We start from the raw sequence: 23,776 nt of genomic DNA, 5'->3' as shown, positions 1-23,776 counted from the left end.
ACGGCGGACCGACCCATGCCCCTGCATTTTTCCTGCACCATGTGCGGCCGTTGCTGCCACGGCCTGCGTCTTCCGCTCAGCGTGCGCGAAGCACTGACGTGGCTGGATGACGGCGGTAGCGTCGAGGTGTTCTGCGAAGCCGTGCCCTGGCCCGAAGAGCCCGATGCCGACAACGGGCCGGCCTGGCATAAGCGCAAGCGTTCGTTCCTGGCGATGAGCGGCCATCTGCCCGTGCGGGTGATCGTCACCCTGGTCGCGAGCTTCGACGGCGCCTGCCCGAACCTGCGCGACGACATGGGCTGCGGGATCTACGCGCGCCGCCCCACCGCGTGTCGCATCTATCCGGCCGAAGTGAATCCCTTTGTCTCGGTTGAACCCGCGATCAAGCTCTGTCCGCCCGAGGCCTGGCAGAGCGGCGAGGTGCTGCAGAACGATGACGGCAGCTGGGCTGATCCGGTCGTTGCGACAGCGGTGGTCAAGCGCCGCGAGGACGACTACGCGGAAGGCGCGGCCAAAGCGCAGCTATGCACACTGCTGGGTATTCGCGAAGCAGGGCTGTCGAACGAAGGCACCGTGGCCTACGCGCCGTCTGCCGCGCACCTGCGTGGCGCACTCGAAGCCGTGGTGGATGGGGCAGCCGCCCCGTCGCCCGACGACGACTGGCTCCTGGTGTCGCACCGCCTTCGCACGATGTGGCTGCTTGAATCAGCAGGTGCGCGGTCGATGCAGGCGGTTGATCTTGCTGGCGCCGGGCGTCGGTTCATCAGCTTCGTTGAGCCGGACTAGCCGCTCGCCTCAGGCAAACCGGCGCGCATAGTCGCGGGGACTCACGCCAAAGCGCCGGGTGAACGCCTTCCGCAGCACGTCCACGCTGCGGTAGCCGCAGCGGCGGGCAATCTCCTCGAGCGTCCGCCCGCCGCGTTCAAGCGCGCGGCCCACCGCTTCCAGCCGCACCTCTTCCACGTACTTTGCCGGTGTCGTCTTCAGCTCATGCTTGAACAGGCGAATGAGGCTGCGCACGCTGGTCGCCTGGCGATCCGCCAGCATCTCGACGGTGAGGTCGGCATCCAGGTGCTCGGTGATCCAGTGGCACAGGGCGGCTAGTTCGGGTCCCAGCGCTTCATCGGTGCGCAAGGTGGCGCTGAATTGCGCCTGGCCGCCGGGCCGGCGCAGGAACAGCACGAGGTTCCTGGCAATCTCCAGGGCAAGCGCATCGCCCAGGTCCTCGGCCACCAGGGCCAGGGCGAGGTCGATACCCGACGAGATCCCGGCCGAGGTATAGACGTTGCCGTCCTTGATCCAGATGGGCTCCGGGTCGACCTGTACGGCGGGGTAGCGTTCCGAGAGCTGCCGCGTGAGGCGCCAGTGCGTGGTGGCGCGCTTGCCGTCGAGTACGCCGGTCTCGGCCAGGGGGAAGGCGCCGACACAGATGGAGCACACGCGCCGCGCCGTGCTCGCTCGCTTGCGGATCCACGCGGTCACCGAAGGATGCGACTCGACCGGCGTGAAGCCGGCGGCGATCACCAGCGTATCGATGCCCTTGCCCGACCGCGTCTCCTGCGCGAGCGTGCGGTGCGCCATGAGCGCGATGCCCGTCTCGCTGGCCACCTGCAGCCCGGGGCCCGGCGTCACCAGCTCGAGCACATAGGGCGGCTGCGCCCCCTTATGCAAATGATTGGCGAAGGCGAACACCTCGGCCGGCCCGATCGCGTCAAGCGCATCCACGGGCGGGATCGCGAGGATCACCACCCGTTTCGGCGCGGCATGCAGGGTGCGGGAAGGCCGCCGGGTTCGCGTTGTCATGCCGTCATCGTAATCCCGGCCCGCCGCGGCGCGGAATAGCATTTATTCCTCGCGCCGAGGCGTGGATCGGCGGAAAATCGGCGGTAATGACCTGTTCGGCCGTCTGGTGGCCAGGATGTGACACGTGGATAAACTCGATGCGATGCGCCTGTTCGCCCGGCTGGCTGAGCTGGGCAACTTCTCGCGGGCGGCAGCCGAGTTCGGGATCTCGCAGTCGGCGGTGAGCAAGCAGCTCGCACGCGCGGAAGGGAGCCTGGGCGCCCAGCTGCTCCGGCGTTCGACACGCGGGCTGAGCCTGACCGAAGCCGGCCAGGAGTACTACGACGCGATCAAACGCCTGCTCGATGGCATCGACGACGCGGAGACCCGGATTGGTGACGGGCAGCGCGCGCCGTCGGGCCTGCTGCGCATCGCGTTGTCGGCGTCCTTCGGGCGCCTCTACGTGCTGCCCCACCTCGCCGAGTTCTTCAGCCTCTATCCGGACGTGCAGATTGACGTCGAGATATCCGATCGCCGTTCCAACCTGGTGGCGGACGGCATTGATCTCGCCGTGCGCATCGGCCCGTTGCCGGATTCATCGATGGTCGCGCGGCGCATCGGGCGTTCCGAATGCGTCACCGTGGGATCGCCCTCGTACTTCGCGCTGCACGGCGTGCCCACGCACCCGAATGACGTGACCCGCATGCCCAGTGCCGTGCTGGCACGCGAGGGCACCCTAAAGACCTGGCAGTTCTTAGACGACGGGCAAGCGCTTTCCGTCGCGCCCCTGGCCCGTGTGCGCTTCAATGATGCCGAGCTTGTCCTGGCCTCGGCGCTGCAAGGCGTGGCCATGGCGCATGCGCCGCGCTGGCTGTTTGCCGAGGCACTCGCGACGGGGAGTCTTATCCAGGTGCTGCCCGACTATGCGCCGGCGCCGGTGCCGATCAGCGTGATCACGCCGGCGGGGCGTCGGCCGCCGCGCAAGGCCTCGGTCTTCGCCGAATTCCTCGCCAGTAAATTCACCGACATCCCCCACGTGACGCTTTCTGGAATAGGTGAAATTCTGGCGCGATAAGCGCCGCATGCATGGTGTTCGCGGTGGTGGCCCCCAAAACGGGGCGATCATTCACTGCACAGGTCAACACCATGGCACATCGTAAACATCTCATCACGGGCGCAACCGGCAAGACCGGGAAGCACGTTGTCCAGGCCCTTCTTGCCGCGGGCGAATCCGTCCGGGCCTTCGTCCATCGCGAAGACGAGCGGTCGGAGGCGCTCAGGGCCGCCGGCGCCGAGATCTTCGTCGGCGACCTGCTTGAACACGAGGACGTGCTGCGTGCCACGGATGGCGTCGACACCGCTTACTTCTGCTTCCCGATTACCCCGGGCCTGATCCAGGCAACGGCCTATGTCGCCAACGCGGCGAACCGCCACGGCCTGGAGCTGGTGGTGAACATGTCGCAGATCTCCGCGCGCGAGGATTCGCAAAGCCACGCCGCGCGCGACCATTGGCTGGCCGAGCGCGTGCTGGATAACGCAGGCGTGCCCGCGCTGCACATTCGCCCGACGTTCTTCGCCGAATGGCTGGTGTTCCCGTGGGTGCGCGACCGCATCGTCCATGAAGGAGCGATTACGCTGCCGTACGGTGAGGGCACCCACGCGCCCATCGCTGGCGAAGACCAGGCCCGTTTCATCGCCGCGGCCCTCATGAACCCGCAGGCGCATGCGGGCAAGATCGAGCTGCTGCGCGGTCCTGTCGTGGTCAGCCAGGCGCAGATCGCGGAGAAGCTCGGCGCCGTGCTGGGCAAGGAGGTGGTCTATCGCCCCGAATCGCTCGAAGCCTACCGCGCCTCACTGGAAGGCTACGGCTTGCCTGCGTTGCTCATCCAGCATTTCCTTGCTATCGCCATCGACTACCAGAACGGCGTTTTCACCGGAACCGATGGCGTGATCGAGCGGGTGACGGGTGAGGCGCCCATGACCGTCGAGACCTTTGTAGCGAAGCACGCGAACAGCTTTTGACGCCGTGCCTCAGCTGTCGAACGGGGCGCCGTCTATCAGGTCGCACCCGTTCGGCAGGTGGAAGCCCGGGATATGCCGATGGCCGATGTCGACCTGGCCGGTGCCCGCGGCAAGGATTGGCTTCTTCCGGGTTACTTCCGCCAGCGCTTCCTGGAAGGCCTTTTTAAAGCCGAGGCGTGGATAAAGGGCCAGCGTGTCGTCGATGAGCTGCGTCGGCAGTTCGTCGTACCACATGCCCAGCACGTCCAGGTGTGCGCCCATATGGACAAGCGCGATCTCGGGCGCCTTGTACTGCGCGATGCCAATGGCGGAGTGCAAGGCGATGGCGTCCCAGACGGTTTGTGCCTTTGTGTCGTCGTAGCCATCGGCAAGCAGCAGGCGCCGGGCAGCATCAGCGCCATCGACTTCGAAACGCTTGTCCGCGCCGAAATGCTCGGTGAGCCCAAGGTCGTGCAGTACCGCCGACAGGTACACCACTTCGCGGTCGTACGTGAGGCCGCGTTGCTTGCCAAGAAACTCGGCGAACCACCAGCTGCGGTGTACGTGGTTGAGCATGGCGGGATTGTGCACCCGCTGGACCAGTGCGGCGGCCTTCCGGGTGAAGGCCGAATCTGGCGCCGTGACGCCGGCAAGGGTGATGGGGGCAGGGTGGGTCATGGGTGTCTCCAGCTAGGGAAATGGCTGGATTTAGCTTAGGCGTGGCGCTTGTGGCACAAATGACTAAATCAGGTTGATTTGTGCCAATCCTCAGTCGCGTCGTCCACGGGCACCATGCACTCGACGCGGAGCTCCTGCGGTGCCGGGGCGCTGGGCGTGCCAACCGTCGTGACGAGCGAGAAGTAGCTGAGCCGCCGGCTGCCATCCGTCAGCGTCAGGGGGATCACGGGAAGGTCGGCGGCTTCACTGGGCACGTCGTCGCCAGGGACGCCCGGATACGCGGTCAGTTCGGCGACCAGCGCCTGGGTGGCTTCGTCGATGACGCCTCCCACGGCCTCGCGTCGCACGCGCTGCAGCATCGATGCTGAAAATCGTGGCCAGTCCGCAATGAAGGGTCGCAGTGCCTGCGGATCGAACAGCATGTGCAACAGGTTGCGCGGCGCGGGCCAGCGGTCAAGGTCGATAAACGAGGCGAACAGCCGGCGCGTCGCCTCGTTGGCCAGGATGACATTCCAGTGCCGGTCCATCACGATGGCAGGGAAAGGCTCATGCTGCGCAAGCATGCGCTCCAGCGCCTTTCGCACCAGTGCGTAGGCGTCCGCATCCCAGGCCTCGGCGGCATATTGCGGGGCATAGCCCGCCGCCAGAAGCAGCTGGTTACGCTCGCGGAACGGCATGTCCAGGCCATCGGCAACCACCATGAGGGTGTGCCGGCTAGGGGCGCTTCGCCCGCTCTCTATGAAGCTCAGGTGCCTCTGCGACACGCCGGTTTCAAGCGAGAGATCGATCTGGCTGATCCCGCGCATACCGCGCCACGCCTTGAGCATGCGGCCTAGTTCGCTTCCGGCAACGCGGTTCTGTGGTTCCACGAGACGCTCCCGTCGTAAATGATGCCGGCCACCGGTACCCACCGGCCGGTGGTCAGTATGGATCGACGAGAGAGGGGCCTCAATGACGTGGGAGGTAATGATGTGCCGGTAACGTTGTTAGGACGACAACAATGAAAACGGCCAACGCAGCCACCACTACAGCGGCGCCAATGTTCAGGATCCACGTCCGGTACGGTGAAAAGGCGAACTCCTCACCCGGTGACTCGGCGCCGCATGCGCCACAGCGCATGGTGCCGGCCAAATGTGGCGAGGAAGGGTTCGAACTAGTGGCCATGGCTGACTCCAGGCATTAAATGGACAAACGCGTACACCGCACTTGCTAGTACGTAAACGACGAGCGAAAAGCGCCAGAGTCTCCTTCCGTGCATGGGTAGGTGTGGATACGGCACCGGCTCTACCGCGCCCAGCACGCACCATGTGGTTGAGAGGAGGCTCAGTGCGCCTAGCAACCACTTCAAGCCTGACCAATCGTCGGGAACCTCCAGCCAGCAGCCCGAGCACACAGCGATGGTGGCCCAGCCAAGCTGTCCATCTTTCACCACGAGAAAAGGATGGACGTTGTGTCGATCCTTCCAACGAGCCAGCCAAATGATCCAGAAAAGCGCGGGCCCGGCGGCGGCTGGCACAACGATGGACATGATCAGCCAGTGCATCCCTCGTCTCTCCTCATCTGGAAACATAGAGTGACGAGCGACTGACAATCAGCCTAGCTTCCTTTAGCGGTAAGGAATGTAGTCCGGCCGCGTGCACCAATGTGAGGTTTCGCCTGCGGCTTGTCAGGCCGGTGCCTTGCCCACGTACGCCGCGTGCAATCCGGCCGACGCCGTAACGCGGTAGTCTCGCTTCATGACCCCGTCCAGCCACGCCGCCCCCGCCGATCCTTCCGCAAACTGCACGGAGAGCGCCCGGCGCTGGACCCTCGTCGTGGCCGTGATCGGCTCGGGCATGGCGTTTGTGGACGGCACGATCGTCAACGTGGCCTTGCCGGCCATCCAGCGGGCCATGCAGGCGACGTCCGCGGATGCGCAATGGGTGATGGAGTCGTACGCGCTGCTCCTGTCAGCGCTGCTTCTCGTCGGCGGCGTACTCGGCGACCGGTTCGGCAGGCGCCGGGTATTTGCCGTGGGCGCCGTGGTATTCACGCTGGCCTCGCTGGCGTGTGCGGCCTCGCCAGGCATCGTGGCGCTTATCGTGGCGCGCGGGGCGCAAGGCCTGGGCGCCGCGCTGCTCGTGCCGGGGAGCCTGTCCCTGCTCACGTCGGCCTACCCGAAGGAACGCCGGGGTAGGGCGATCGGCACGTGGTCGGCCTTCAGTGGCGTCACGGCTGCGATCGGCCCTGTCCTCGGCGGCTTCCTGGTCGAACATTTTTCGTGGCACTGGGCGTTCCTCATCAACCTCCCCCTGGGCATTGCGCTGGTCGCCATCTGCCAGTGGCGCGTCCCGGAGAGCAAGGGCGCCGACGCCGGCCGAGTGGACGTGCTCGGTGCGGTGCTCGCTACGCTGGGCCTGGCTGGCGTCGTCTATGCCCTGATCGAAGCGCCGCAACTCGGATGGCTCGCGCCCGCTGTCGTGGGGGCGGCCGCCGTCGGCGTGGTCGCGCTGGTGGCCTTTGTCGTCGTCGAGCGGCGCGTGGCATCCCCCATGCTGCCGCTGGGCCTGTTCCGGGACCGCAATTTCGCCGGGGCGAACCTGCTCACGCTGCTGCTGTATGCCTCGTTGGGTGGCAGCATGTTCTTCGTGCCCCTGAACCTGATCCAGGTGCAGGGCTACGGTGCGACCGGTGCCGGGGCGTCGTTGCTGCCGTTTATCGTCATCATGTTCCTGCTTTCTCGCGTGTCAGGCCGATTGGTGGACCTTGTCGGCGCACGCCTGCCCCTGGTCGTCGGCCCGATCATCGCGGCGGCGGGCTTCGCGCTTTATGCCGTGCCCGGCGTCGGCGGGTCGTATTGGACAACCTTTTTCCCCGCGGCGACGGTGCTGGGCCTGGGCATGAGCATCACCATCGCGCCCCTGACGACCACCGTGATGAACGCGCTGGACCCTACGCTTGCCGGCACCGCGTCGGGGGTCAATAACGCCATGTCGCGCGTTGCGGGCCTGATCGCGATCGCGGTCTTCGGTGTGCTGCTCACGCACGGTTTTGACGCGGCGCTGAAGCACAGCCTCGCCGACATGCACCTGCCGCGGGAGTCAGTGGAAACCATCCTTGCGCAGAAGGCGAAGCTCGCCGGCATCGAATTGCCACCTGGCGCCGAGGCGGCAAAGCGAGTCGTTGACGCGTCCTTTGTCGCGGGATTCCGGCAGGTGATGATCCTGTCGACCGTCCTTGCGCTGCTGTCGGCCCTGACGGCGGCGCTGATGATCCGGGACCGACCAAAGGCCTAGGGACGGCAGCGGCACGGAGTGATAGTCCTTCTGGGCTAATCGAATGCCTTCCCGAAAGCCGGGCGATAGTGACTAGAATCAGTGACGGTGGCGGCTGACGTGGTCTTCCGGCAGGGGGAGGGGGCGATGCAATCCATGGGTGTGGTCCGGGTGGGATGCCTGGCGCTCGCGTGTGTCGCGGGGGCGGCGGTGGCTGCCGACACGAGCCTCGAGACCGTGCTTGCCCAGGCCTCGGTCACCAGTGCCACGACACTCGGCAAGCAGTACAACGCCGTGCTCTACGCCGGTGCCGGCATGGACAACACCAAGGCGATGATCAACCTCTGTGCCGCGTTTGACCCGCCGGAGGACATGGACGGCCTGGTTGTCAGTGGCGTGGTGTATCCGGGCGGCGTGGTGCGCCATGCCCGGGTGATGCCAGATACACCTTTCGCACGTTGCGTAGCGCGGCGTTTCGTCAGTCAGTCGTTTCCCCCGCTTCCTGTGAGCGCGCCATCGTTCGCCATGGCCCTGCTGATTGACGTGGCCACGGGGCATGCCAGCGACCCCTTCACCTCGTTCACGCAGAAGGGCAGTCGTGAGGCGATCACGAAGGCCAGCGCGCCGCTGTATGCCCCGCGCCCCGTCTATCCGAAGACGGCCGTCACCGATCGCGCCACCGGCAAGACCATGGTGCTTATTGTCTTCGGCAACCTCGGTACGCCCACCGACGTCAAGCTCGAAACCAGCAGCGGCGACCCGCGCCTCGACAGCGCCGCGCTGGATGCGGCGCGCCATTGGGTGTTTCGCCCGACTCTGGGCCGGCGCCTGAGCGTACGCGTGCCGATCACGTTTGCCCTGCAGACCGACTGCGGCACCGATTGCACTCGAAGCTGGACGCCTGCCGACGATCAGTGAGCCCGCCCCCCGGGCTCAGAAGTCGTAGCTCACCCCGAACCGCACGTAACGCGGCAACTGCCTGACCTGCGCCTGCCCGTATTGCGGGTCGGCGACGCCGGGGTCCGTCTGCGAGTACGGGTAGATATTCAACGGGCGCTGCTCATTGGCCACGTTGAACACGCTCGCGGTGAAGGCGAGCTTGCCGTCGGCAAAGGTCGGGCGATACGTCGTGCCGATGTCGAGCTGGCGGATCCACGGCAGGCGTCCCTGCGACCCCGGCGGCGACGGCTGGCCGTTGCAGTAGTGGTACGAGCCACCGTATTTGCCCGGGTCGGAGAGGTCCGGGCCGTAGTAGCCCAGGCAGATCTTCGGCGAGCCGGAGACGAGGCTGAGGTTGGCCGAGACCAGCCATTCGGAGGTGAGCTGGTAGTAACCATAGAGCTTGATCTGATGGCGGTGGTCGTTATTGGTGACCCCGTTGGTGTGCTCCATGATGTAGCTGTTGTCCCAGTCTTCACTGGTGGAAGCGGCCGTCTGCTGCAGGTCGGAGCGCAGCTGGCCCTCGGTGTTGCCGTAGCTGCGCGAGAACACGTAGTCCAGCTTCGCGTACCAGCTGCCGTCGAACGGATGCTCGAAGAAGCCCTCCAGCGAGTAGTAGCGGCGCTTCAGCCCCTGGAATCCCAGTTCTTCGTTGCTCAGCGGCACGTTCACCACGTTACCGCTTGCGTCGATCAGGTTGAAGGTGTTCGCGCGACCCGGGTTGAACAGGTAGCAGCTGTTCGTCGAGGTCACGTCGTAACCGAGCGACGCCGCCTTGGCCGTGATGCGATCGACGTCGCAATAGTCGTCGATGGCGCTGCGCAGGATGCGTTGCGTGGCTTTGGCGCCGTACACCCAGTCGGCGCCGAGGGTCTTCTGGAAGCCAAGGATGAACTCGTCCTGGTACTCGGACTTCAGGTTCTTGGCGGTGACGGTACGCGCATCGGGCAGGATGCCGTAGTAGTTGTTCGAGGAAACGGGTGCCGAAAACGCCGTGAGGCCGGTGGGCAGGCCCTGCGAGTCGATACCGCCGTACGTGAAGTACTGCGAGGTGCTGAGTGCGGCGCCGGCGGCATTGAGGCCGGGATTCAGGGGCAGGCCAAGGTAGTAACGCCCCGCATTGCCGAACACCTTGAAGCTCGCATCGCCATTCACATCCCAGCTGAAGCCGAGGCGTGGCGCCCACTGGGGGCGATGCTGGCTGACATACGAATCGCCATCGCGGTTGAAGTTTTCGAACTGGTCATTGCGCAGGCCGAGTGACAACAGCCACTGATCGCTGACCTGCCACTTGTCCTCGACGTACTGCGCACGCTGCGTGGCGCGGACGCTGGCCAGTGAGCTCGCCACATGGCGAACCACGTAATAGCCTTCCTGGCCATTCGGGAAGCCGCCGGGCGCCGGGACGTTCAGCCCGGTGGAAATGGGAATGTTCGGATCCGCCTGGCCGTACGTCCAGTAGTAGCCATCACCCGATGCGGTAGAGCCCTGGTCGATGGCCCGCGTCACCTGGTTATCCATACCCGCGCTTAGCGTGTGGTCGCCCAGGGTGTAGGTGATATCGATGCGCGTGTTCGTGCTTCGCGTGCTACGGCCGGGGTTGATGATGGTCTGGACCGTCTGGTTGTTGCCGATCGGCGAACCACCGTTGAGCGCGGGATTCTGGTTGATGAGGCCGTCCGCGTAGGTGAGCGAGCCATCATAGTCACCCGGCTGGTCGTACTGGTCGAGCTTCATCTTGCCGTACAGGGCAGAGATGGTGAGGTTGTCGGTGATGTAGCCGGTGTATTTGGCTGACCACAGGTCGCCGCCGGTCTTGGTGTTGTCGGCCGTACCGATGCGCTCGCCGCGCTGCAGGGCGCTGTAATCGTAGTCGTAGATGCTGCCCTGGGTTTCGCGCTTGCTCGAGGCGCTGGTGACTTCCAGGATGTTGTTGTCCGTGATGTTCCAGTCGATCTTGCCGTACCAGCGCGGGGAGTCGTAGCGGTAGTGAACGTCCGGGCTGACGTTATCCACCGCGTTATGCGTCGTGCCCTGTTCGCGCTCGAACTCCCCGGCGAGGAAGAAGAACAGCTTGTCCTTGATCAGCGGGCCGCCGACGTAGGTGCTGACCGTGGTCACCCAGTCCCGGTTCTCGCGGTTGGGCTTGTACAGGGACCCGGCGACAGGCGAGGCGGTCAGGCCGTTGGTGTAGAACGTGTTGACCGAATCCGCCCGCGCAAAGGCGGGTTCCCAGAGGATCTGCGCGCCGTAATGCCAGTCGTTGGTGCCGCGCTTGCCCACCTGGTTGATGACGCCGCCATCGGAGCGGCCGTACTGGGCGCTGTATCCGCCCGTATAGATCTCCTGCTGGTCGATGGCGCCATAGGGCAGGGAGATGCCGCCCATGCCGCGCTGGGGGTCCGTCACGTTGTAGCCGTTGATGTAATACGCGTTCTCGCTCGCCGCGGATCCGCCAAAGCTGTTGATGCGCTGGCCGGTCGGGCCGGTGTATCCGCCGCTGTTCAGCACCACGCCGGGGGCAAGCCGGGCGACTTCATCCGCGTTGCGCGCGAGCGGGAGCTTTGCCAGCTGGTCGGCCGTGATGACACTGCGGGAGTCCACGGCGGCGACATCGATCGGCGGCGTGATGTTCTGCGAGACCGTGACGGAGTCAAGGCTCTGGACCGGGGCGGCGGTAAACGACACATCGACCGAGGCGCCGACGCGCAGGGTGACGCCGCTGCGCTTCTGGACCTCCGCGCCGCTCTTTTTCAGGGTGACGGTGTACGTGCCCAGGGGTAGCTGGCCTGCGGCGTAGCGCCCCTTGTCATCGACGGTGACCTCGCGCGCCAGGCCCGAATCGCCCTGGATGAGCACGCTTTCGCCCGCATCGACAGGGGCCTGGCCGGTGATGGTGCCCGTGGTGGACTGGGCCTGCGCGTGGGCAGCCCCAAGGATCGCGATCACCGCGACGAACAGGCGGGTGCGGGCAGAAAATGCGGCATTAGGCTTCAAAACAGCTTCCCCTGATATTCGGAGTGAGGCGCGGGTGGATGCATCGTTCATGTTGCGATGCGGTAGGCGCCAACAAGGAATATCGAATAGACGTCTATATGTCTAGACGTACATACGTGAAAGTTCCGCCAAACGGGAAACATAGCGTTTCCCGTGGCGAACACTGGGGAGGCAAAAGGGGTTCCCATAAGCCGGGATCCGGCTTATGGTGGGGAGTTAGCCCCGGATCGGCTTACAGGCCGCGGCGAGCGTTGCGCTCGCGGGCTTCGGATTCCTCGACCGTATAGATGGTCTCCGGAACGGCTTCCAGGCGCGCGCGGGGGATGGGCTCGTCGCTTTCATCGGAGAGGCCGTAGGTGCCTTCTTCGATCTTCTCGAGCGCGCGATCGACAGCGGCAACGCGATCTTCGCTGTGCTTGAGCACGGCCTCGTCTACTTCCTGCTGGGCGAAGCGCTCGCCGTCGTCGCCCTCGTCCTGCGGCTCGCCGCCGGCGGCGGTCTGCCAGGCCTGCTCATCGGACCCCGCGGCATTGCCGACGGACACAAGCTGGCGGCGAAGCTCGACCAGACGCGCCTTCTGTTGGGCGATGAACGCGGCGTCTAGGGTTTGGCTGGACATGGTGGCTCTCCGTGCGTGGTTCGTGGGAAAGCGCGTGGTGTAACAGGGATAGGCGGCACAGGCTTGTGAAATCCGGCTTCCCCCGGTGTCAACGCATGCCCGCGGCCGCCGCGATGGCCCCGCCAAGCACCCCGAAGGCCACCACGGCGGCGGCCAGTGCCACGAGCAACCGCCAGGGCAGGGAACGCCCGAGCATGGCCAGCGACGGCAGGCTCACCGGCGGCAGCGTGAACAGCAGCGCCGCGGCCGGGCCCGCGCCCATCCCGAGGGCGAGCATCGCCTGCACGATCGGCACCTCGCCTGCCGTGGGAATGACGAACAGCATCCCGGCGATGGCGAGTCCGGCGATCCAGTACCACTCGTTGCCAATCTCCGGACCAATGTGCGGGAACAACCAGGCGCGAGCCGCGCCGAGCGCGAGGACGATGACGATGTACTCGGGAATCAGGCGCAGCGTCATGCGAACGAAGATCTCGAGCCAGCGTCTCGCCACGCTGGCGGCGGAACGCGACTCCGCGACGACGGGCACGTCGAGCGGCGCGACGGTAGCCGGCCCCGCCAGCCGGTTGGCCAGCCAGCCCAGGCCAAACACCATGGGAATGGCCAGGGCGATGCGCAGGCCGACCCACTGCCAGCCGAGGACAAAGCCGGTGAACACGAGCGTCGCAGGGTTGAGCAGGGTGTTGCTGAGCCAGAAGGCGACGGATGCGCCCGGCGCGGCACGCTGTTGGCGCAGGCCCGCCACCACGGGCGCCGCGCAGCAGGTGCACATCATGCCGGGAATGCCCAGCAGGCCGCCGGCAAGCGTGCTGCCGAAATTGGCGCGGCCGAGCATGCGCTGGATCGCCGTCGCGGGCAGCAGCGCCTGGACGGCTGACCCGAGCAGCAGGCCGAGCACCATGGCCTTCCAGATGGCCTTGCCGTACGCCAGCGCGTAATCCACGGCGGCGCTCCACGAGGGCGAAGGCGCGGCATCCGCATCACCCATCAGGATGGAATGGCCGATGGAGTGATGGGCGGCAGCGTCGAAGGCGCGGCCGTAGTACGGGTACCACTTGACGTAGAAAAGACCGGCCACCACCAGCAGGCCGAACACGAGCCAGCGTGTGGCGTACCGGTTGCGCGAAGCGACCGTCATAACTTTTCCTTGCGGTGGATCCGTCGGCTATGCTGCATCACGACGTGCACGGCGCGCTATCGCACTTTTGTATGGATGTGCCCATGAATCCTCCTCGTTTGACGGATCTTGCCCACGGTGGCGGCTGCGGCTGCAAACTGGCGCCCTCCGTCCTGCAGGCCTTGCTGGCCGACAAGGCCACGGCGCTGCCGTTCTCGCAGCTCCTTGTCGGTAACGAATCCAGCGATGATGCGGCCGTGTGGCAGGTCGACGACCGCACCTGTGTGATCGCCACGACGGATTTCTTCATGCCGGTGGTGGATGACCCCTACGACTTCGGCCGCATCGCCGCGGCGAATGCGTTGTCGGACGTCTACGCCATGGGTGGCAAGCCGATCATGGCGCTGGCCATCCTGGGCATGCCGTTGGGCAAGCTCGATGTCGAAACCGTGCGCCTGATCCTCGCCGGTGGCGAAGCGGTCTGCGCGGAGGCGGGTATTCCCGTCGCTGGCGGCCATTCGATCGACACCGCCGAGCCGATCTACGGCCTGGCGGCCATCGGCCTGTGTGCGCCCTCGGAAGTCCGCCGCAATAGCGGTGCGAAACCGGGTGACGTGCTGATCCTGACCAAGGGGCTGGGTGTCGGCGTGTACTCGGCCGCGTTCAAGAAAGACGCCTTGCCGAAAGACGCCTACGACGAAATGATCGCGTCCACGACGCTGTTGAACCGCGTCGGGCACACGCTGGCCCAGGATACGGATGTCCACGCGATCACCGACGTCACGGGCTTCGGCTTGCTGGGCCATGCGATGGAGATGGCGCGTGGCAGTGGCGCGCGGCTGCGCATTGATGAATCGCGCGTGCCGTTCCTGACGCAGGCAAAGGCCCTGGTCCAGGCGGGCTATGTCACCGGCGCATCGAAGCGCAACTGGGCCAGTTATGGCGAAGGCGTCGCGTTGCCCGACGGCATCGCCGACTGGCGCCGCGACCTGCTCACCGATCCGCAGACGTCCGGTGGACTTCTCGTGTCATGCAAGCCCGACAGGGCCGGCGATCTGCGGGCGATGATCGATGCGGCGGGTTATCCGCGCGCAAGCATCATCGGTGAGGTCACAGCCGGCACGCCGGGCGTCGACGTGGTGTAGTCGGCAACGAGGGTGGCGGAAGAGAATGGGAGTCGAACCCACCCGAAACAGTCTGGCTGCCTCACCCGGATTTGAAGTCCGGACGCCCCACCGGGGACGCTTCTCTTCCATAGAGATCAAGATAGTCGGCGCGCAGGCTGCGTCGCGTGCCGCGATTGAGCATAACACCCTGCCTGTCGAAGCATTCCAGGATCTGGATGGCGACCTTGCGCCCGTTATCGAGGCGGTCGCGAAACTCCGCTGCCGTAAAGCGTCCGTCCGGCGCATGCGCGGCGATGTCGGCGGCGATCAGCACCATCTCGTGCATCACCGGACGCAAGAAGAAATGATCGTGCGCCACCTGGTCGGCCAGGCCGCGACGGGCAGCCGATTTCAGGCGCTGGCGAATCTCGTTCTCGGGGCGGCCTAGCAGCGCGGCGATATCGCGAACGCGTGGCGGACGGAAGCGCTCGTCGCCCCCCAGCAGGGGAGCAATGAGCTGCCAAGCCGCCTCGTCTTCCGGCGTGGCCGTGGGCGTATGGCTGGCAAGACGAAGAAATGCACCATCGCGTACGACGCGGGCCGCGACATCAGGATGCTGCAGCGCCTGGACGAACGCCGCGGCCGGGAGGCGCGGCAGGATCGCCCGGCGTAGCGTTTCCCGTGGCAATCCCTGGAGATCGGGGTGCTCACCGTGGAACGCGGCCAGCGCCTCGGCGAGCGCCTCGACAAACTGCTGCCAGCGCAGGGGACTGAGTGCGGTGCGCCCATCGCCTGCGTTGAACAGGACGGGCGACAGCGGCGCTACCGCACGGTCGACGGCGCCGGCGGCGAGTGCGCGGTCGCGTGCAAAGGCCTCGAGATCGCGCGCGAACGGCGGCGTGTCGAGCAGGCCGCGCAGGCTGTCCGTCGGGTCGGGCTGCGAGAGCGCCTCGCGTTCGGCAAGGCGTTGCGGCGTCCGTCGCTGCCGCGCGGGTGCGCGCAGGTCGATGAAAAAACCACCGCCTACCGTGCGCTGTGCGGTGGTATCACGCAGTACGAACCGGTCCAGTGCCGCGGCGGCGATCGGGCGGTCGAGGACGAGCTGCACGTCGGCCACGTCGCCGGGTCTGAGCTGCTCGCCGTCAAGCAGCACCACGCGCGCGCCCACGTCGGCCGACGCATGGTGCAGGCGGGCAGGGAACCACGAGGTGATCGCGCGTGGCTCACCGGGAAGGAGACGCAAGCGTGCGTCGATGCGATCCGTGGGGGCGTGCAGGAAGGGATCGACCACCATGTCGCCGCGGTGGATCGCATCCTTCGTGATGTCGGGGCCGGCCAGGTTCAGGGCCACGCGATCGCCGGCGCACCCTTCTTCGGCGTCCTGGTCCTGCGCGTGGATGGAGCGCACGCGCGCTGGCAGGCCCGATGGACTGATGACCACCGCATCCTTCACCTGGATGGCCCCGGACAGCACGGTACCCGTCACCACCAGGCCGATGCCCGGCAGCGTAAACACGCGGTCGACCGCCAGCCGGAAACGGTCGTTGTCGTGATGGGCGTGGCGCGTCCAGGCTTCCGCCGCCAGCTTCGCGTGGAGGGCGTCCATGCCGAGTCCGGTCACCGCCGACACCGGCAGGATCTCGGCCTCGGCGAGGGTGGTGCCCTCAACCATCTCGCGTACCTGTGCGGCCACGTCGGCGATTCGGTCGGGGCCTACGGCGTCGGCCTTGGTCAGCGCGACGATGCCACGTTCAATGCCAAGCAGGTCGAGGATCGCCAGGTGCTCGCGGGTCTGCGGCATGACCCCGTCGTCCGCGGCGACAACAAGCAGGGCGACGTCGATGCCACTGGCACCGGCCACCATGGTGCGGACGAACTTTTCGTGGCCGGGTACGTCGATGAATCCCAGCGTGGGGCCATCGGGAAGCGGGAGGTAGGCAAAGCCCAGGTCGATGGTGATGCCGCGGGCTTTCTCTTCTTTCAGGCGGTCGCCAGGGACGCCGGTGAGCGCTCTCACCAGCGAGGTCTTGCCGTGGTCGATGTGCCCCGCCGTGCCAACGATCATGCGTTGCCGGCGGCCAGGTTGGCGAGGAAGGCGGGCTCGTCCGCCTCGTCGAGGCAGCGCAGGTCCAGCTGCAAGGCGCCCTCGGTGATGCGGCCGATCACCGGGCGAGGTAGCGCGCGCCAGGCGGTGGCGAGGGCCTCCAGCGTGCGTTGGCTGCCGTGCGGGCGAATCATCAGCGCGGCACTGGGCAGGGTATCCAGGGGCAGCGCCCCGGAGCCCACCTGGCTCGCGCATTCGCCGACGTCGACCCCGAAGGCATTCCCGATGCACGCCGCCACGCCCTCGCGAAGACGATGCGCCTGTGCACTGATCGCGTCGCGCGTGCGGCCGAGGAAACGCAGCGTGGGTAGCCGCTCGCCGAGACGGTCCGGGTCGCGATAGAGGCGCAGCGTCGCTTCGATCGCCGCAAGGCGGATCTTGTCCACGCGCAACGCGCGCTTCAGCGGATTGCGGTTGATCGCGCCGATGGACTCGCGCGTGCCGACGATGAAACCGGCCTGCGGGCCGCCGAGCAGTTTGTCGCCGGAGAACGTGACCAGGTGCGCGCCTTCCTGCACGGCCTGGCGCACCGTGGCCTCGCGCGCCACGCCATAGGCCGAGAGATCGACCAGGCTGCCTGAGCCCAGGTCGTTGAGCAGGGGCACGCCGCCGGCGTTGGCGATGGCGACCAGTTCCCGCGCATCGACCTCGGCCGTGAAGCCCTGGATACGGTAGTTCGACGTGTGCACCTTCATCACGAGACCGGTGTGCGCGTCGATGGCATGGCGGTAATCCGCGGCATGCGTGCGGTTGGTCGTGCCGACTTCCACCATGTCGGCGCCAGCGCGCGCCATGATGTCAGGCATGCGGAACGCGCCGCCGATTTCGATGAGTTCGCCGCGCGAAATGACGGCGCCGCGACCCAGGGCGAAGGTATTCAGGCAAAGCAGGACGGCTGCCGCATTGTTGTTCACCACGGTGGCGTCTTCGGCGCCGGTGAGTTCGCGCAGCAGATCGCGCACGTGGTCGTCGCGTTCGCCACGGCCGCCTTCGTCGAGGTCGAATTCGAGGGCCACGGGATGGCGCATGGCATCCACGGCCGCGTCGATCGCCGCTTCGGCCAGCAAGGCGCGGCCCAGGTTCGTATGCAGGACGGTACCGGTAAGGTTGAACACCGGCCGCAGCGCGGCGGGTTGGGCGTCCAGCCGCTGGCGGGCCTCATGGACGATGTCGGCGGGCTCGACCGCCGTTGTGGCACCGCCGCGCAATGCGGAACGGGCTGCGTCCAGCGCGCCGCGGATGGCTTCCGTGGTGGCGACACGGCCATGGGCCTCAAGCAGCGCCGCCGCTTCCGGCGCGGCCAGCACGGTAGCCACGGCGGGCAGGCGGCGCAGGGCGCTCGTGTCGGAATCGGCCATATCCATGGGGCCGAGCGTAGCCCCATCATGCGGATGCTGGCTAGTCGATCTCCGCGGTGTTGGCGACCAGCAGGAAGGGGTTGGGCGCGTGCCGCGAGAAACCGGCCTCGGCGACCATGATGTCCAGCCCCAGCGAGGCCAGGTCGTCGGCCATGGCGTCCACCTGCATGTCCTGCACCTGGTAGAGCAGCTTGCTGTACGTGTGGCACTCGCCACAGGTCTCCGCCTTGACCAGGCCGTTGTCGCCCTCGATGGCCTGGACCTGCAGCAGGCGCGTGCCACCGCAGGTAATACAGATGACCCGCACGTGGTTCCACGCGGTGGCGCACAGCGAGCAGTGCAGGTAGCGGGTGCCCGGGGTAAGTCCCGTCGCGGTGACCATGCCGGCGACGCTGGGCGAGCCGCAGGAGGGGCAGAGATTGCGCTCTTCGAGCAGGCGCAGGTCGGCCACGGCCAGGCGCGACGCGGAGACGGTGAAGTACACCTGCAACGCCGCCGCGATGTACACGGCAGCGGCCGTTTCCGCCGGCATAACGCTGCCGCGCAGGAAACGGTCGGCGAGCGCATCGAGGCCGCTGTCGTCCAGGCCACGGAGATAATCGATGGCCTCGATGGCAGGCGGTGGCAAGGCGATGGACTCGATCTCGGCGAGCAGCAGCCGGAGCCCCTCACGCCAGGCCGGGTCGCGGCCATGGCCGTCGGCCGCCAGCGGTGGGAGGCGTGCCTCGACGGCGCGCGCGACGTCGGCGGCAGGCAGGATGGCCGACGGGGCGATCGTGGTGGCCACCGCGTGCTGCGCGCGCGACACGGCCGCCATGAAAAGCAGCCAGTCCGCGAGCGGATGGCCCGGCGCCAGCGCCTCCAGGCGAGCCGCTGCCGCGGCGAAACGCCGCTGGCGGTCCGGCACGATGATCGGGTCGGGCGACTTCACGCCCGCATGCGAGGGGCCGCTCCATTTGGCGTTGGGTGGCGCTTCGGCTTGCTTCACGTGTGCTTCCCGGGACGGTCGTCACTACGACGATAACCGATCAGGTGATGGAACCACTTGCGGTGGTGATGCCAGGCCCAGCCCGGGGTGACGTAGCCCTGGGTCATGCTGCGCACGGAGTCACGGATCCAGATCGCGGCGTAGACATGGACGACGAAGACCAGGATGGCGGCGAAGGCGCACAGGCTGTGGATGAGGATGGCCACGCGCTGTACTTCAATCGGCGTGGACTTGCCGAAGTACACCTCCCACATCAGCAATCCCGTGAAGAACAGCACCGGGATCAGGAAGGTCATCGACCAGAACACCAGCTTCTGGCCGGCGTTGTTCCGGCCGATCGGCGGCACATGCTCGTCGTCGTTCATGGCCACGTGCACGATGGCCTTGGACCATTCGACGTCGTCGCGATTGGGCAGGTTTTCCCGCCAGAACTGGATGATCATGCCGATCCAGCTCACCACCAGGCACACGCCGAACCACGGATGCGCCGCACGGGCCCACTGGCCGCCGCCGAACAGGCCGGACAGCCAGAACAGGATCGGATGGAACATCGACAGCCCGGACAACAGCAACAGGATGAACAGGCCCGCGTTGATCCAGTGGTTGATGCGGTTCACCGTGGTGTACCGCGTGATGGCGTTGGCAGGACGGGTCATGGCGCCTGTTCCTCCTCGGTTTCACGCATCTCGCGGGCGGCCTCGGCTTCATCCTCCACCGTGGTTTCGTTCGGGCCGATGGTGATCCAGTGGAAGAACGCGCCGATCGCGGCAAGCGCCACGGCGGCGACCGCCAGCGGTTTGTAGAGGCCTTTCCAGGCCAGCACGAGCGCGCTGATATGCGGCTTGTCAGGCAGGCCGGAATACAGCGAGGGTTTGTCCGCGTGATGCAGCACGTACATCACGTGCGTGCCGCCCACCTCGGCCGGGTCGTACAGCCCTGCCTTGTCGAAACCGCGCGACTTCAGGTCGACGATGCGTTCCGCCGCCTGCTGCTGCATGTCCGTCTTGGCGCCAAACATGATGGCGCCCGTCGGGCAGGCCTTGACGCAGGCTGGCTCCAGGCCGACGGTGACGCGGTCCGAACACAGGGTGCACTTGTACGACTTGTGGTCCGTCTTGCTGATGCGCGGGATGTCGAACGGGCAACCCTTCACGCAGTAACCGCAACCGATGCATTTGTCGCTGATGAAATCCACGATGCCATTGGCGTACTGGACGATGGCGCCGGGCGCCGGGCATGCCTTCAGGCAGCCCGGATCCTCGCAGTGCATGCAGCCGTCCTTGCGGATCAGCCATTCGAGGTTGCCCTGTTCGTTCTCGTACTCATTGAACTTCATCAGGGTCCATACGCTCGGCCCCAGGTCCTGGGGGTTCTCGTAGGAGCCTTCGAAGTGGCCGATTTCCGGGCGCAGGTTGTTCCACTCCATGCACGCTGACTGGCAGGCCTTGCAACCTATGCAGCGGCTGACGTCAATGAGCTTTGCAACCTGGTCCTCATGGCTGCGCGCCGCCGGCGGCGTCATGGTGGTCGCGGAGCGGCGGACGTAGTCTTGGGCTTGTAGATCGGACATGTCGTTCGCCTCAGGCCGCGGGAGCCGACGTCTTTTCGACGTTGACCAGGAACGCCTTGAACTCCGGCGTCTGCGTGTTGGCGTCACCCACGGATGGCGTCAGCGTGTTCGCGCCGTACCCCTTCCTGGCCTGGCCGGTGAATCCCCAGTGCAGCGGCACGCCAATCACGTGCGTGGCCTTGCCGTCGACGATGAGGGGCTTGATGCGCTTGGTAACGTACGCCTTGCAGATCACCTCGCCGCGCTTGGACGACACCTTGACCCAGCCGCCCTGGGCGATGCCTTTCTCCTTCGCCAGCACCTCGCCGATCTCCACGAATTCCTCGGGCTGGAGGATCGCGTTGATCAGCGCGTGCTTGGTCCAGAAGTGGAAGTGCTCGGTGAGCCGGTAGGTGGTGGCCACGAACGGGAAGTCATGCCGGCTGCCGAACGCGGCGCGGTCGTCGTCGAACACCCGGGCCACCGGATTGGCCCGGACGTTCGGATGCAGCACGTTGTCGACGGGGGATTCCATCGGCTCGTAGTGCTCCGGGAACGGCCCCTCGGCCATGAGGTTGCGGGCGAACAGTCGCGCGACGCCTTCGACATTCATGATGAACGGGCCGTCGTTGGCCGACGGCTTCTGGGTCACCACGTAGTCGGGTACGTCGATACCCGTCCACTTCGTGCCGTTCCACTCGATCACGGGCTTTTTCGGATTCCAGGCCTTGCCGTCAGGGTCCGCACTGGCGCGGTTGTAGAGGATGCGCCGGTTGGCCGGCCACGCCCACGCCCAGTTCGGCGCGATGCCTTGCTCGCGCGGGTCCGTCGCATCACGCCGCGCCATCTGGTTACCTTTCTCCGTGAACGAGCCGGCGAAGATCCAGCAACCCGAGGCCGTGCTGCCGTCATCGCGCAGTTGGCCGAAGCCGTCCAGCAAAGTACCGGCCTTGGTCGTCACGTTCGTCGTGGCGTCGGTGATGTCGGTGAGGACACGCCCGTTCATCTCCCTGGCCAGCTCTTCGGGGTCGGGCTCCCACGGGTCGCTGTATTTCCACGTCATGCCCATCAGGGCATCCGGGAACGCGCCGCCTTCCTTCTTGTAGAGGGCACGCAGGCGCTGGAACAGGCCGGTCATGATCCAGATATCCGACTTGGCGATACCCGGTGGATCCGCCGCCTTCCAGTGCCACTGCAACCAGCGCGCAGAATTCACCAGCGAGCCATTTTCTTCGGCAAAGCAGGTGACCGGAAGCTGGAAGACTTCGGTCTGGATCTCGTGCGACTGCGCCGGGTTCTGCGGGCCGAAGTCCTGCCAGAAGCGCGAGGTCTCGGTATCCAGCGGATCCATCGTCACCAGGAACTTCAGCTTGCTCAGGCTGCGGCGGATCTTCCCGCGGTCCGGGAAGGCCTGCAGGGGGTTGAAGCCCTGGCAGATGTAGCCGGTGAGCTCGCCTTTGCCCATCATCTCGAAGGCCTTGATGATGTCGTACAGCGGGACGTCGAGCTTGGGCAGCCAGTCGTAGGCCCAGTTGTTTTCCTTCGTCGCATTGTCGCCAAACAAAGCTTTTTGCAGGCTGACGACGAACTTCTGGGTGTTCTGGTAGTAACTGGTCTGGCCAGGGCGCAGCGGCTTGAACTGCTTCGTCCGCATGTACTCGTCGAAGCTGGTTTCCTTGTCGTTGGGCAGCGTCAGGTAGCCGGGCATCTGGTTCGACAGCAGGCCGATGTCGGTGAGGCCCTGGATGTTCGAATGCCCGCGCAGGGCGTTCATGCCGCCACCGGCCACGCCGATATTGCCCAGCAGCAGCTGCACCATGGCCATGGCACGGATGTTCTGCGCACCTACGGTGTGCTGCGTCCAGCCCAGGGCGAACAGGCTGGTCATGGCCCTGTCGGGGGCCGACGTGCTGGCAATCATTTCGCAGATATGCAGGAACTTGTCCTGCGGGGTGCCGCAGATGCGCGAGACCATCTCCGGGGTGTAGCGGGAGACGTGCTGTTTCAGCAGGTTGATGACGCAGCGCGGGTCCTGCCAGGTGTCGTCGGCCTTGGCAAAGCCGTTCTCGTCGATCTCGTAGTCCCACGTGGTCTTGTCATACGCGTGGGTCTGGTCGTTGAAGCCGCTGAACAGGCCTTCCTGGAACGTAAAGCCCTCCTGCACGAGCAGGCTTGCGTTCGTATAGGCGCGCACGTAGGTGTGCTGGATCTTGTCGTTCTCCAGCAGGTAATGCATCAGGCCGCTGAGGAACGCGATATCCGTGCCCGGCCGAATGGGGGCGTAGTAGTCGGCCACGGAGGCCGTTCGGGTAAAGCGCGGGTCTACGACGATGAGCTTCGCACCGTTCTCGATCTTCGCTTCAATCACCCACTTGAAGCCGCACGGATGCGCCTCGGCGGCGTTGCCACCCATGACGATCACGATATTGGCGTTCTTGATGTCCTGCCAGGTGTTGGTCATCGCACCGCGACCGAATGATGGGGCCAGACTGGCCACCGTCGGTCCGTGTCAGACGCGCGCCTGGTTGTCGAACACCACCATGCCGAGGGAGCGGGCCACCTTCCACGTGAAGTAGGCGGTTTCACTGGAGGCGGCGGAGGCAGCGAGCATGCCCATGCTGGTCCAGCGGTTGACCGTCGTGCCTGCTGCGTTGGCGGTGATGAAGTGCTTGTCGCGGTCGTCCTTCATCAGGCGGGCGATGCGATCCAGCGCGAAGTCCCAGGAGACTTCCTTGAACTCGGTGCCTCCAGGCTCGCGGTAGCGCGGTGCCTTGAGGCGGGTAGGGGCGTGGACGATATCGAGCAGCGCGGAGCCCTTGGGGCACAGCGTGCCTCGGTTCACCGGATGATCCGGATCCCCCTCGATATGGATGATGTTGGACCGGGCGTTCTTCGCCTTGTCACCCATGCTGTAGATGAGGATGCCGCACGCCACCGAACAATAGGTGCACGTGTTGCGGGTCTCGGTCGCGTGGGTGAGCTTGAAGGGGCGGACGGCAGCGGCTTGCGCCACCCCTGAGGCCCCGAACCCGATCATGCCGAGGCTCGACGCAGCGAGCCCCATGCCTGTCAGCTTTATGAACTCGCGGCGGGTAAGTGCCATCGCAAGAACTCCGTAGGAAACCTGGCTGGACCACCGCACCCCTGTCAGGGCCGGCACTGGCTTGTGTTCCTTCCTCTCAGGAACTTACCACGATCCTACCCAGCCCGGTGGGGCCTTTCCTGCACGAAACGCGCCTGCCGCGACGCCCCGCCCATTCATGTACCCGGCGCATAGGACATAG

General features: G+C 66.0%; 18 protein-coding genes and 1 tRNA gene. 6 read left to right on the top strand and 13 right to left on the bottom strand.

From position 1 onward, the window contains the following. Window positions 1-15: 15 nt before the first annotated feature. Window positions 16-786, top strand: a complete 771-nt coding sequence (locus FIV34_RS10880; RefSeq protein ID WP_139982604.1) for a YkgJ family cysteine cluster protein — start codon at window positions 16-18, stop codon at window positions 784-786. Window positions 787-795: 9 nt separating this feature from the next. Here FIV34_RS10880 and FIV34_RS10875 read toward each other — a convergent pair whose 3' ends face one another. Next, complete coding sequence (locus FIV34_RS10875; RefSeq protein ID WP_139982602.1) at window positions 796-1,803, bottom strand: GlxA family transcriptional regulator; 1,008 nt, start codon at window positions 1,801-1,803, stop codon at window positions 796-798. A 124-nt stretch (window positions 1,804-1,927) separates the two neighbouring features. On the opposite strand from FIV34_RS10875, the gene FIV34_RS10870 reads away from it, so the two are divergent. Together FIV34_RS10870 and FIV34_RS10865 are read left to right on the top strand one after the other, a co-directional pair. Further along, entirely contained in the window at window positions 1,928-2,857 is a 930-nt protein-coding gene (locus FIV34_RS10870; protein WP_139982600.1) for a LysR family transcriptional regulator, read from the top strand. Window positions 2,858-2,928: 71 nt separating this feature from the next. Further along, window positions 2,929-3,804: an NmrA family NAD(P)-binding protein gene (locus tag FIV34_RS10865; RefSeq protein WP_139982598.1), complete on the top strand. Its 876-nt coding sequence runs from the start codon at window positions 2,929-2,931 to the stop codon at window positions 3,802-3,804. Window positions 3,805-3,813: 9 nt separating this feature from the next. Here FIV34_RS10865 and FIV34_RS10860 read toward each other — a convergent pair whose 3' ends face one another. Together FIV34_RS10860 and FIV34_RS10855 are read right to left on the bottom strand one after the other, a co-directional pair. Further along, window positions 3,814-4,461, bottom strand: a complete 648-nt coding sequence (locus FIV34_RS10860) for an HD domain-containing protein (protein ID WP_139982596.1) — start codon at window positions 4,459-4,461, stop codon at window positions 3,814-3,816. Between the two features lie 68 nt (window positions 4,462-4,529). Then, complete coding sequence (locus tag FIV34_RS10855) at window positions 4,530-5,288, bottom strand: helix-turn-helix domain-containing protein (protein ID WP_139982594.1); 759 nt, start codon at window positions 5,286-5,288, stop codon at window positions 4,530-4,532. 909 nt (window positions 5,289-6,197) lie between these two features. On the opposite strand from FIV34_RS10855, the gene FIV34_RS10845 reads away from it, so the two are divergent. Continuing rightward, window positions 6,198-7,736, top strand: a complete 1,539-nt coding sequence (locus FIV34_RS10845; RefSeq protein WP_139982590.1) for an MFS transporter — start codon at window positions 6,198-6,200, stop codon at window positions 7,734-7,736. 126 nt (window positions 7,737-7,862) lie between these two features. Beyond that, window positions 7,863-8,633, top strand: coding sequence for an energy transducer TonB (locus tag FIV34_RS10840; protein WP_139982587.1), 771 nt, complete (start codon window positions 7,863-7,865; stop codon window positions 8,631-8,633). A gap of 15 nt (window positions 8,634-8,648) precedes the next feature. Here the strand turns inward: FIV34_RS10840 and FIV34_RS10835 are convergent, their stop codons facing one another. From FIV34_RS10835 to FIV34_RS10825, 3 genes are all read right to left on the bottom strand, one after another. Then, complete coding sequence (locus FIV34_RS10835; protein ID WP_139982585.1) at window positions 8,649-11,702, bottom strand: TonB-dependent receptor; 3,054 nt, start codon at window positions 11,700-11,702, stop codon at window positions 8,649-8,651. 181 nt (window positions 11,703-11,883) lie between these two features. Continuing rightward, window positions 11,884-12,270 (bottom strand): TraR/DksA family transcriptional regulator, encoded by a 387-nt coding sequence (locus FIV34_RS10830; protein ID WP_139982583.1) that lies wholly within the window; start codon window positions 12,268-12,270, stop codon window positions 11,884-11,886. Window positions 12,271-12,358: 88 nt separating this feature from the next. After that, entirely contained in the window at window positions 12,359-13,408 is a 1,050-nt protein-coding gene (locus tag FIV34_RS10825) for a permease (protein ID WP_139982581.1), read from the bottom strand. 83 nt (window positions 13,409-13,491) lie between these two features. Here FIV34_RS10825 and selD point away from each other — a divergent pair, with 83 nt between their 5' ends. Beyond that, complete coding sequence (gene selD, locus FIV34_RS10820; protein ID WP_139982579.1) at window positions 13,492-14,532, top strand: selenide, water dikinase SelD; 1,041 nt, start codon at window positions 13,492-13,494, stop codon at window positions 14,530-14,532. A 13-nt stretch (window positions 14,533-14,545) separates the two neighbouring features. Here selD and FIV34_RS10815 read toward each other — a convergent pair. The 7 genes from FIV34_RS10815 to fdnG all read right to left on the bottom strand — a co-directional run bounded on the left by FIV34_RS10815 (window position 14,546) and on the right by fdnG (window position 23,400). After that, window positions 14,546-14,641, bottom strand: a tRNA-Sec gene (locus FIV34_RS10815). After that, entirely contained in the window at window positions 14,594-16,558 is a 1,965-nt protein-coding gene (selB, locus tag FIV34_RS21510) for a selenocysteine-specific translation elongation factor (protein WP_139985885.1), read from the bottom strand. Before selB ends, FIV34_RS10815 begins: the two co-directional genes overlap by 48 nt. After that, the gene (selA, locus tag FIV34_RS10805) at window positions 16,555-17,961 is read right to left on the bottom strand and encodes an L-seryl-tRNA(Sec) selenium transferase (RefSeq protein WP_211352624.1); all 1,407 of its coding nucleotides are present in this window, start codon (window positions 17,959-17,961) and stop codon (window positions 16,555-16,557) included. Before selA ends, selB begins: the two co-directional genes overlap by 4 nt. A 34-nt stretch (window positions 17,962-17,995) precedes the next feature. Continuing rightward, a complete protein-coding gene (gene fdhE / locus FIV34_RS10800; protein ID WP_139982577.1) occupies window positions 17,996-18,943 on the bottom strand; it encodes a formate dehydrogenase accessory protein FdhE in 948 nt (315 codons plus the stop codon). After that, entirely contained in the window at window positions 18,940-19,599 is a 660-nt protein-coding gene (locus FIV34_RS10795; protein ID WP_139982575.1) for a formate dehydrogenase subunit gamma, read from the bottom strand. Before FIV34_RS10795 ends, fdhE begins: the two co-directional genes overlap by 4 nt. Then, window positions 19,596-20,513, bottom strand: a complete 918-nt coding sequence (gene fdxH, locus FIV34_RS10790) for a formate dehydrogenase subunit beta (protein ID WP_139982573.1) — start codon at window positions 20,511-20,513, stop codon at window positions 19,596-19,598. The genes FIV34_RS10795 and fdxH overlap by 4 nt, the downstream gene beginning before the upstream one ends. 10 nt (window positions 20,514-20,523) lie before the next feature. After that, on the bottom strand, window positions 20,524-23,400 hold the full coding sequence (gene fdnG, locus FIV34_RS10785) for a formate dehydrogenase-N subunit alpha (protein WP_246058822.1): 2,877 nt from the start codon (window positions 23,398-23,400) through the stop codon (window positions 20,524-20,526). Window positions 23,401-23,776 lie beyond the last annotated feature (376 nt).

This window comes from Luteibacter pinisoli (assembly GCF_006385595.1).
Classification (GTDB): domain Bacteria; phylum Pseudomonadota; class Gammaproteobacteria; order Xanthomonadales; family Rhodanobacteraceae; genus Luteibacter; species Luteibacter pinisoli.
The sequence above is the reverse complement of the archived record's forward strand: the minus strand, read 5'-3'. Positions and strand labels throughout refer to the sequence as shown.